This window comes from Alicyclobacillus sendaiensis NBRC 100866 (genome assembly GCF_001552675.1).
GTDB classification, from domain to species: Bacteria; Bacillota; Bacilli; order Alicyclobacillales; family Alicyclobacillaceae; genus Alicyclobacillus; species Alicyclobacillus sendaiensis.
Genome location: NZ_BCRQ01000038.1, coordinates 17,573 through 27,636, shown reverse-complemented (window position 1 = coordinate 27,636; position 10,064 = coordinate 17,573). Strand labels below are relative to the sequence as shown.

General features: G+C 62.2%; 11 protein-coding genes. 6 read left to right on the top strand and 5 right to left on the bottom strand.

All coding sequences use genetic code 11. The features are described from left to right. Both AS26_RS14555 and AS26_RS08835 read left to right on the top strand, forming a co-directional pair. Positions 1-1,373 (top strand): WD40/YVTN/BNR-like repeat-containing protein (locus AS26_RS14555; RefSeq protein ID WP_217997433.1); only part of this gene is annotated, 1,373 nt, incomplete at its 5' end. Between the two features lie 109 nt (positions 1,374-1,482). After that, positions 1,483-2,148, top strand: a complete 666-nt coding sequence (locus AS26_RS08835; protein WP_062308597.1) for a hypothetical protein — start codon at positions 1,483-1,485, stop codon at positions 2,146-2,148. 272 nt (positions 2,149-2,420) lie between these two features. Here the strand turns inward: AS26_RS08835 and AS26_RS08830 are convergent, their stop codons facing one another. The 3 genes from AS26_RS08830 to AS26_RS08820 form a co-directional block, all read right to left on the bottom strand. After that, entirely contained in the window at positions 2,421-3,359 is a 939-nt protein-coding gene (locus AS26_RS08830; RefSeq protein WP_062308595.1) for an alpha/beta hydrolase, read from the bottom strand. 192 nt (positions 3,360-3,551) lie between these two features. Beyond that, positions 3,552-4,802 (bottom strand): aminopeptidase P family protein, encoded by a 1,251-nt coding sequence (locus AS26_RS08825; protein WP_062308594.1) that lies wholly within the window; start codon positions 4,800-4,802, stop codon positions 3,552-3,554. 61 nt (positions 4,803-4,863) lie between these two features. Further along, complete coding sequence (locus AS26_RS08820) at positions 4,864-5,265, bottom strand: methylglyoxal synthase (protein WP_062308591.1); 402 nt, start codon at positions 5,263-5,265, stop codon at positions 4,864-4,866. 123 nt (positions 5,266-5,388) lie between these two features. Here AS26_RS08820 and moaA point away from each other — a divergent pair, with 123 nt between their 5' ends. From moaA to AS26_RS08805, 3 genes are all read left to right on the top strand, one after another. After that, a complete protein-coding gene (gene moaA / locus AS26_RS08815) occupies positions 5,389-6,414 on the top strand; it encodes a GTP 3',8-cyclase MoaA (RefSeq protein WP_062308588.1) in 1,026 nt (341 codons plus the stop codon). A gap of 63 nt (positions 6,415-6,477) precedes the next feature. Next, entirely contained in the window at positions 6,478-6,684 is a 207-nt protein-coding gene (locus AS26_RS08810; RefSeq protein WP_062308585.1) for a hypothetical protein, read from the top strand. Between the two features lie 107 nt (positions 6,685-6,791). Next, complete coding sequence (locus AS26_RS08805) at positions 6,792-7,232, top strand: Rho GTPase-activating protein (protein WP_062308583.1); 441 nt, start codon at positions 6,792-6,794, stop codon at positions 7,230-7,232. A gap of 368 nt (positions 7,233-7,600) precedes the next feature. On the opposite strand, the gene AS26_RS08800 is transcribed toward AS26_RS08805, so the two are convergent. Beyond that, positions 7,601-8,341, bottom strand: coding sequence for a hypothetical protein (locus AS26_RS08800; RefSeq protein ID WP_062308580.1), 741 nt, complete (start codon positions 8,339-8,341; stop codon positions 7,601-7,603). A gap of 141 nt (positions 8,342-8,482) precedes the next feature. On the opposite strand from AS26_RS08800, the gene AS26_RS08795 reads away from it, so the two are divergent. After that, entirely contained in the window at positions 8,483-8,725 is a 243-nt protein-coding gene (locus tag AS26_RS08795; RefSeq protein ID WP_062308578.1) for a GAT domain-containing protein, read from the top strand. A 54-nt stretch (positions 8,726-8,779) separates the two neighbouring features. On the opposite strand, the gene AS26_RS08790 is transcribed toward AS26_RS08795, so the two are convergent. Then, complete coding sequence (locus AS26_RS08790; protein ID WP_062308576.1) at positions 8,780-9,970, bottom strand: pyridoxal phosphate-dependent aminotransferase; 1,191 nt, start codon at positions 9,968-9,970, stop codon at positions 8,780-8,782. Between the last annotated feature and the right edge of the window lie 94 nt (positions 9,971-10,064).

Below are 10,064 nucleotides of genomic sequence, written 5' to 3'. Positions count from 1 at the left end.
TCAAGCGGAGATCTTGGACGGCACTTGGGGCCGGAATCGGCCTGCTGCTTGCCGCGTTGGCGGCAAGGCCCGTGCTTTGTTCTTCATTTGCGCACGGAGCGAACCTGCCAGTCTCCACCGAGAACCCGCGTTCTCAAGACGTATCGGCTCGGCAGGATTCTTCCATTCAAGCCTTTGACATGACCCCTGCGTTTTCGCCGATCCAACTAGGGGTCGTGGATCCCAACCTGGTATGGGCAGAAGGGTACCAGAAGGAGCGGTTCGTTCTCGTTCGCACCCTGAATTCAGGGCGCACATGGCAGAGGGTGCATTTGCCGGTACAGCCCCCGCCCTATCCTGTCACGGCCGCTGCCGAGGCGGATTGGAAGTCAGGCTATCCCGAGCTGTACGCTAAAAATGAACGCGATGTATGGATTGCATGGCGCGATATCGACAAGCCGGTCGTCTGGGTGGAGTACACCCACGATGGGGGCGCAAGTTGGCGAGTGGCCTCCATTCCTGTGAATGAAGCGGCGAGTGTGGTAGGCCAGTTCGCATTCATCAATGCTCGTACAGGGTGGCTTGTCGTTGAATCGTACGGTGCATCCGAGCAGTCGGATAAATGGATGTATCATACATCCGACGGGGGTTCCACGTGGCATCTTGTATACTCCACGAGTGTAGACGCGCCTCGTCTGCTTGCCGGGACATCTCAGCACCTGACCTTCCGCACGGCGAGCCATGGATTTTGGCTTGTCGCGGATCCCATCCGGCCAGGAATCTCGCTGTATCAAACGAACGACGGCGGCGTACACTGGCAACGCATCTTCGTCTCCGTCCCTACCGAGTACGCGCATGACGTGACCGTGTCCGTGTGGGGCCCGGCATTCTCCAAAACCTCTCCGAACCAAGGCGTGTTGGCGGTCGCCTTCTACACATCCGAGCCACAGCCAACCATGAACCTCGCGTTGTACCACACGAAGGATGGCGGTGCAACGTGGCGATACGTCACCACGAGAAACATTCCATCTGAATACGGGAATTACACCTTCCAATTCTTCGACACCTCGATCGCGGCCCTCGTGCTGAATGACCAGCTTTACGAGACGACCGATGGAGGCGAGACGTGGTTTTTCCGGACCGATCTCGGCCCCTGGATGGCAAAACGTTCATCTGCGCTGGATTTGGACTTCACGAATCGGGGCACCCTCTGGCTCATCGTGAATCGAGACGCTTCTTCAAATGAGATCGAAACGTGGCTGCTGAAAAGCGTGGATGGAGGCCTTGGGTGGTCACGTGAGAATGCGAATCGGAATGAGAAAGGGCGGACCCTTTCGATTGGTGTTTGTTGTTGTACAGTTATGGAAACCGGTGATGTCGCTCGGGAGCGGTGAGGAGCTGGCGCCCTGCCGACTAACTCCCATCTTGGTGTCTCGTTTACCGTCTTCGCCGCGCCATTCTGCACAGGCAAGAAACCACAAGGCAAAGGGTGAAGGTGCACAAGTGCCCACGGTGTTATGGAGGTATTTGATTGCTCTGGTTGTCGCGGGAGTGTGGACGGTTGCTGCGGAAGGCATGAGTTCCTTGATCAATTTTGGACCTATCACAAATTCATGGTACTCGCTCCTTGCGCCCTTGTTTGTGATCATGATGCCCGCCTTCGCGAACGCATTTACCGTTCCCTTTGTTCGAACGCTCATCGAATTCGGAAGAGTGCGAGCCCCAACAATGAGGAAATTTTTTCTTTTTCTTAGAATCAGCATCGTGGCATACATTCTATTCTTTGTATCAAATTTTTGTTTACGCTCCACGAACGATCACCCGTTTCTTTCCCTCGCGTGGATTGCGTGGGTGGTGATTCTCGTCCTGTTCTCGGTGCTGGCGTTTGGGGTGAGTGGTCTTGCTTTGCTTTGCGGCTTCACGGACAACTCGGCCATACGGTGTCTAACAAAAGCGGTTACAATGTACAGGAAGAACATTCGAGGGGTTACGGCTGTAAGTTCCTGTATCTTGCTCTTTTTGATTGGTATTTTTGAGCTGATCAAATCATTAGACCACGGCCGGTGGTTTGATTTCGCGAATAACTTCTATCTTTTTGCTTTTGGTGCGTGTTGGGTCATTGCGAACGACTTGATGAAAAGACTTTGGAATCGGGCTGTAGCCTTGTAGGCCGCCATGATCGGTTCGAGGCGCTTGCCGAGCTTGTGTCCGCGAAAGGAGCTCTTTATGAACATCGAATACTCCAGCATGCGTCCCGTCTCCGGCCCCCAATTGGCTGACGTGTTTCGCCGCTCAGGCATCCGCCGCCCTGTTGACGATCTCGCTCGCATGGAGCGCATGGCCCACATATCGGTTTTGACAAGGCCGACAACGCGTGGCTGATTCCGAGAAAGCGCTGATTGGCCGCGGTGTTCTTCAGCTTTCGGGTACAGTTTTCCTCTTCACGACGACGTGACCTTCACCGGCATGTACGCTTCGAAGAAGTTCACGATGTGCTGCAGATACGCCTTCGGCTCCACATCGTACGCGCCCACGTGTTTCGCGCCCGGAACCAGCCACAGCGTGTCCTCCGGATCGCGCCGATGCAACTCGTCGTACAGCGCCTCGCTGTTCGAGGGCGGGATGACGGTGTCGGCGGTCCCCGCGATGAGGAGAATCGGGCGAGGCTTGGCCGACGCGAGCTGTTTCAGCGGATCGACCGCGTTCGGGTCCAGGCCAAACAGGTGCTTCACTTCCCAAAGGATCTCGCCGTTGAACGGGAACGAGGGCAGGTTGGTCCACACGCTCAGATTCTGTTGCAGATAGGTTTCGAGATCGTCAAACGGGCTGTCCGCGATGGTGGCATTCACGGACGGATCGGCCGCCGTGGCCTCGAGCGCGGTGGAGGCGCCCATCGAGTAGCCGATGAGCCCGACTTCGCCGTAGCCGAGCTTGTGCGCGTAGTCGATGGCGCCGAGCAGATCCCGCAGCTCATAGTCGCCGACGGTCACCTCGGTGCCGGGGGACTGGCCTTCGTCGCGAAAGTCGAACATGAGCACGGCGAAGCCGGCGTCGTGCAGCGCCTGGGCCACGGGCAGCGCCGGATGATCCAGCGCGCGGTTTTGCCGGTAGCCGTGCGCTTCAATCACGATGCGATCCGTCGGGTGTGCCGCGGGAATCAGCCAGCCGCTGAGCATGGGATGATCGACGCGGGACGGGAAGCGCACGTTCTCGTATGGCAGGCCGTACGCTGCGGGGGTCGTCGTGACGGGCTTGCGCGCGGGGTGTGTCAGTTTTTCCGCCACGACGTACGAGATGGCCATCGTCGCGAGCCACGCGAGGACGGCGAGGATGATCACGCCCGCAACCATGCGCATGGCCCAGCGAGCTCTGTGCGTCATGCTGCCTCACCCTTTCTGAACACCTAGCCAGTGGCGAGCCAACGCGCCTTCGACTGCGCCGAGCTGGCTGAATTCGCTTTCATGAAGCATGCCGGCGGCTGCTCCCGCGTCGTGCCCCGGGGGTCCGCCCGGGTAGACGGCGGTGGCGGCTCGGGCGATGAGCGCTCCGCCCTTGCCGCCCGCCCCTTGTCCTCATCCGCGCATGATGCGCTCAATCTCGTCCGGGTCTTTGGGGATGCCGGACGACAGATTCACGGGGCCGTCCTCGGTCACCAGCACGTCGTCCTCGATGCGGATGCCAATGCCCTCCTCCGCAATGTACAACCCCGGCTCGACGGTGATGACGTCGCCCGGTTCGAGCGGCCACTTGGGCGATCCGACGTCGTGCGTGTCGAGCCCGAGCCGGTGGCTGACGCCGTGGTAGTAATAGCGCGCCACTTCGCCGTCCTCCTGAATGAGGCCGATGCGCTTCAGCTCCTGCGCGAGCACCGCCTTCGTGACCTCGTTCAATTCCCCGGTCGTCACGCCCGGGCGGATGGCTTGAATGGTGGCCTCCATGGCCGCGAGCACGATGTGGTAGATCTCCCGCTGGCGCGGCGTGAATGTGCCCGAGATGGGAAAGGTGCGCGTGATGTCGGCCGAATAACATTTGTAGGAAGCGCCGAGGTCGCAAAGCACCAGCTGGCCGTCTTCGATGACCTGGTCGTTGTCCACGTAGTGAAGCACGCACGCGCGCTCGCCGCCGGCCACGATGGGCGGAAACGCGTGCTCCCGGACGCCTCGGGAGCGAAGCGCGAAGTCGAAGTGCGCCTCCAGTTCGTATTCCCGCATGCCGGGCCGGGCGTTTTTCATCATGGCCACCACGCCTTCGCGCGTGATGTCGATGGCCCGCCTGATGCATTCGATCTCGCCCTCGTCTTTCACGGTGCGCATGCGGCACACTTCCGCGTACGGGTTGCGGATGCCGATGGCGGGGTATTTGTCGCGAAACTCGCGCGCAAAGCGGTGCGCTTCGGTTTCCGTCTGGTGAAAGCGATCCTGCTCGACATCCAGGTACAGCCACTCGTATTCGCCGGTGCGAAGCATGCGCCCGAGCGCCGTTTCGAATTGGGCCAGGTCCTGCACATCGGCGATGCCGGAGACCTCCCGCGCGACGTGGTCCGGCAGCCGCTTGCCGGTCCACTTCTCCTCGACCTCGGAGACGTGCTCGGTAAAGAGAATGGCCTGCGCACTGCCGCCGAGCTTGGCGAGCAAAAGGCGCGAGTGCTCCTGTTCGATGCCGGTGAGATAGTAGAAGTTCCGATTGACGTGAAAGGGGCTGTAGGCGTGATCGCCCGACATGTGGGGCGCCTGGCCGGCGAAAAAGAGCGCGATGGCGCCGTCGGGAATGCGCTCCAGCAGTGCTTCTCGGCGTTTGGCATATGGATTCATGGTTTCCGTCATGAGGGAGACCTCCTCGAGATGGAGCTCACGGGATGGGGCCGGCGGGGACGAAGCCGGGCCTTTAATGCTTGCGCTCGCGCGGGCGAAATTCCACGAGCCCGTGTTCGATGGCGCGGATGAGGATCTCGGCCGCAGCGAGGTTGGTCGCGAGCGGCACGTTGTGCACGTCGCAGATGCGCAGGAGCGCGGTGATGTCGGGATCGTGCGGTTGAGCGGTCAGTGGGTCGCGCAGGAAGATGACGAGGTCCATCTCGTCGTTCGCGACCATGGCGCCAATCTGCTGATCGCCGCCATACGGGCCAGACTGGAAACAATGGACTTCAAGCCCAGTGGCTTCCCGGATGCGGCGCCCGGTGGTGCCGGTGGCGAAGAGGTTGTGGTGCTTCAGTATGTTCTGATACGCGATGGCCAGGTTCACCATGTCGTCCTTCTTGTTGTCGTGGGCAATGAGGGCAACGTTCATGTCTGTGCCTCCTCGGCAAATCTTACACGCTCCCAGTGTAGCGCAAAGGCGGCCTTGGGGGAATGATGGACCGAAGGAGAGGGCGTGATACACTGAAGGTGTGCGAGAAATGGGGGATGCACCATGGCGACGGGGGAAGAGGCGCTGACGGATCGGCTTGGGCGGCCGCTTCGGGACTTGCGCGTGTCGCTCACGGATCGATGTAACTTTCGCTGCCCGTATTGCATGCCGAGTGACGTGTTTGGGCCGAATTATCCGTTTCTCCGCCCGGATGCGCTCATGTCGCCGGACGAGATCGCGAAACTGGTGCGGGCGCTGATGCCGCTTGGGCTGGAAAAGGTCAGGCTGACGGGCGGGGAGCCGCTTCTGCGCAGGGAGATCATCGAGATTGTGGAGCGAATTGCTGAGGTGCCTGGGCTTCACGAGATCGCCATGACGACGAACGGCAGTCTGCTCACGCGCGACAAGGCGTTGGCGCTGAAGCGGGCGGGACTCACGCGCGTGACGGTGAGCCTCGACGCCCTGCGACCGGACATTGCGGCCAAGATGAACGGCGTGCGGTTTCCCGTCCAGCGAGTGCTTTCGGCCATCGAGGCGGCCTCTGAGGCGGGGCTTGCGCCGGTGAAGGTGAACGTGGTGGTTCGCCGCGGCTGGAATGAGGACGAGGTGGTGGCCATCGCGGAGCGGTTTCGAGGGACAGGCGTGATTGTGCGCTTCATTGAATATATGGATGTCGGAACGACCAACGGCTGGCGCATGGAGGACGTGGTGACGGCGGACGAGATCCTCGCGTGGATTGGGGCGCGTCATCCGCTCGAACCGCTGCCGCCGCGGCGCGAGGGCGAGGTGGCGACGCGGTATCGGTACCAAGATGGCCAGGGCGAAATCGGCGTCATCCACTCCGTGTCTCGGCCCTTCTGCCGATTCTGCACGAGGCTCCGGGTGACGGCCGCCGGCGAACTCTTCACCTGCCTGTTTGGCGCTCGCGGCGTGTCGCTTCGGCCGCTGTTCGATGCCGGCGCATCGGAGGAGGAAATTCGAGCGTTTGTGTCGGGAGTGTGGCGCAAGCGCCAGGACCGATATTCGGAACTCAGGAGCGAGGCGACGGCGCGAAAACCGAAGGTCGAGATGTCGCGCATCGGCGGTTGACCCGTTTTCGGGTCGCCCATCTCCTGGTATGATGCTGTCACCAGGCACGCGGAGGGAAGGTTCGTGAAGGTAGTACGCAAAGTCCTTCACATGTTTGTGGTGGCGTTTGTCGGCTTGAGTCTGATGCTCATGACGGGATTTTCGCTGCTGGTGTTTGCCGCGCATCGCGAGTGGTGGGGCTTCGTAGGCGGCGCGTTGATGGTGCTCGCGGCCATCCTCGCCGCGGCCATCGACATTCGGCTCCGAAGCCCCGAGATGAGGCAATTCTAGGGAGCGCGAGCGCCATTTTGGGCGGTGAAATGGAGACACCCTTCCATTAGCTCGCATACCCTGAGGAGAGGCTCCGATAGGGGCGATGCGAGAAGGAGGGTGCAACCATGGCGGCTTCATCCGGAAAGAAGGGGCGAAAGCCACAGGCGAAGGCCAAGCGGCCGCAGCAGACGGCGGCGCCGGTGGGGGAGCCACCGCTTTCGGTCGCAGCGCAACAGCCGCCGGCGGGATCGCTCGACGTGTTGAAGCAAAACCTGGCGGGAAAGCGGAAGGCCATCTTTGAGATTCTCGAAGACGTCAAGAACGTTCCGCCGGAGTCGTGGCGGGATCCGAACCAGGTCGAGTCGCTGGCGAAAAACTTCGCGAACAAGCTCGGCCTGCCCGTCCCTGAGAGCCGGTTCAAGCAATTTGTGAAGGCGTACACCGATGCGACAAAGAATGGCCCGACGACGAACGTCGACGAGATTGTTAAAAAGTACGGGCCGCACGTCGACGAGAAGACGCTGAAGGAAATCAAGAAGTTCGTGCCGAAGCAGACGGCGGACTGACACGAATTCAGGGCTGGTCCTCGGGATGGCGCCGAGGGGCCAGCCCTTTTGCTTGGTGGGGCATGTTACGCCTGCGGCTCCTGGGGCTTGGGCGGTTTTCACAGGCTGCGCGCGCGAGTCCCGAGACGGCTCGTCTCGGATGCCCAGGACCTGCGGAAATGCACGGTACATCGAGCGGCGGTTCACGAGCCAAAACAGGGCCACCATCCATGCGTTGTCGCGCACGGCCATGGCGCCTCCCGGAACTGGTTGATCCTTCCCTCATATACGGCGCCGGCGCGCAGGTGGGAAGATGTCCATGTGAGCCAATGCGTCGAAGGAGGACAACAAGCCGCCGGCCCGATGGCCAGGCGGCTTGTGGCGCGACTTCAGTTGGGCGCCCGCCCGGTGTCGGCTCCGGTGGAAGGTCTCGCCGGAGGCGGCACAGGCGCCGGCGGCGGCCCGTAATACGGATACGGCGGCGGAGCTCCGTACATCGGCTGCTGCCCAGCGTACGGCTGCACGGGCGCCGCGTAGGGCGAATAGCCCGGCGGGGCGTACGTGGGGCCGGGCGGTTGCGGGGCTTGAGGCGGCGCTTGGATGGGCGAAGCCGCGTTTGCGGCCGACTGCGCGCTTTGGGCCGATCCTCCGGTCTCGTGCGCCGATCCGCTGTCGCCGCCTGTTCCGCTGCCGCCCGCTCCCTTGAAGAATCCCTCCGCGAGAGGCGACGACAGCAGGGCTGCGAGGATGTTCGTGAAATCCTCCGTCGTGAGATTGCGGCCTTTGAACTTGATGAGCTTGTCGAGCACGCCGCTTTCCTTCAAAGCCCCCGTTGTGACGTAGAAGGTATCCAGCATCCTGTCGGCCTGCTGGAGATAATTCAGCCAGTTTTTGACCATATTCCGCAGATTGCCAACTGTCTTCAGCGTGTCCTGCATGTTCTTCGGCGTCAGGATCTGCGATGGGGCAGGTGCCCTGTTGCCGGCCTTTGACGGTGTGGGCGCGCGATTTCTTCCGCCGGATCGCGCGGGGGTTCTCTTCGTTCCCCGCCCGTTCGCGGGGCGCGCAGCCTGCGCCTTCGCGAGTGCGACGCCGGGGATACGCTCGGCCTTCTGGGGCTTGGCATTCATCACAGTCCACCTCGCTTCCCCAGCCTGCTCCTAAAGCGTATGACAATCGCCTGAGGGCCGTGCGGGGCACCCGCCCAAGTGGCATAGGCTCGGCGGCTTGGGCGGACAATACGCATGTTGGGATAGCGAGGAGGGGAACGGATGACATACAGGCGGGACTTGTACGCGAAGTACGGCGGGGTGCATTTCGTGCAACTGGCCCCGGCGCAGGATATCAATCAGTTCGTGCGATCCCTGCCGGAGGACAAGCGCGACAGCCTGTTTGAGGTTCTGCAGGCCTTGCACAACGCGGGTCTCATCGAGGTGCAGCAGGATCACCAAATTCTCGACGCGCACGGAGAGATTCATCCGGCGCATCCGGGCGCCTCGAGTGAGCCGCAGTGAGGCTGGCATAGGCCGAGGGCCCCGGATTGCCGGGGCCCTCGCGCCGCGCGCCGTTCAATTCGTGAGCTTCGCGTGGAAATCGCGCATGCGGTTCACGGCTTCGATGACGTCCTCGTCGCGCACGGCGTACGAGAAGCGCACGTAGCCGGGAGCGCCGAACGCCTCGCCCGGGACGCTCGCGACGAGCGCGTGCTCGAGCAACAGCTCGCAGTAGTCCGCGCTCGATTCGATGGTTTGGCCTTCGTAGCGGCGCCCGAGAACGCCGCGGACGTCGGGGAACGCGTAAAACGCTCCTTCCGGCGTAAGGCAGCGCACGCCCTCGAGGCTGTTGAGCCCCGCCACGAGCGCGTCGCGCCGCCGGCGGAACACGTCGATCACGCCCGGCTCAAAGTGCGCGAGCGCCGTTTCGCCTGCGATCTGCGACATGGTCGCCGGGCTGCCCGTGGAGTGACTCTGGAAGCTCGCCATGGCCTTGGCGAGATCGAGCGGCGCGGCCACGTAGCCGAGGCGCCACCCGGTCATCGCGAACGCCTTCGAAAAGCCGTTCACGACGAGGGCGCGATCGTACAAATCAGGGCAGGCGGCCACGAGGCTCACGTGCTTCACGCCGTAGACCAGGCGCTCGTAAATCTCGTCGAGCACGACGTAGACGTCGTGCTGGCGCAGGACTTCGCCGAGCGCCTTCAGCTCGTCCTCGTGGTACACCGAGCCGGTGGGGTTGCACGGGCTGTTCAGCAGGACCGCCTTGGTCCGCGGCGTGATGGCCGCGGCGAGCTGTTCGGGCGTGAGCTTGAAGCCCGTCTCGGGCCCGCACTCGATCACGACAGGCTTGCCGCCCGCCACGCGGATCTGCTCGGGATACGAGGTCCAGTACGGCGCGGGGAGGACCACCTCGTCGCCCTCGTCGAGGATGGTCACGAAGATGTTGTACAGCGTGTGCTTCGCGCCGTTCGAGACCACGATTTGTTCCGGCGCGTAATGAAGGCCGTTTTCGGCCTGCAATTTGTGGGCAATGGCCTTGCGGAGGGCCAGCATGCCGGCGGCCTCCGTGTATCGGGTCTGCCCGTTGGTGATGGCGCGAATGCCCGCGAACGCGGCCGGAACCGGCGTCTGAAAGTCCGGTTCGCCGACGCTCATGTTGATGACGGGCTGGCCCTTGGCGATGAGTTGCTTGGTCTTGCTGTCGACGCTCATCGTCGCCGACGGCCGGATGGTTCTGACTCGTCTCGACAGACGCTCTTCCACTCGTTCACGCCCCCATGGAGTACTCATTGTCATTGTACCACAGGCCGCCCTCGACTTGTCGCAAGATTCCGCGCCGGAGCACGACTTGTCCGGG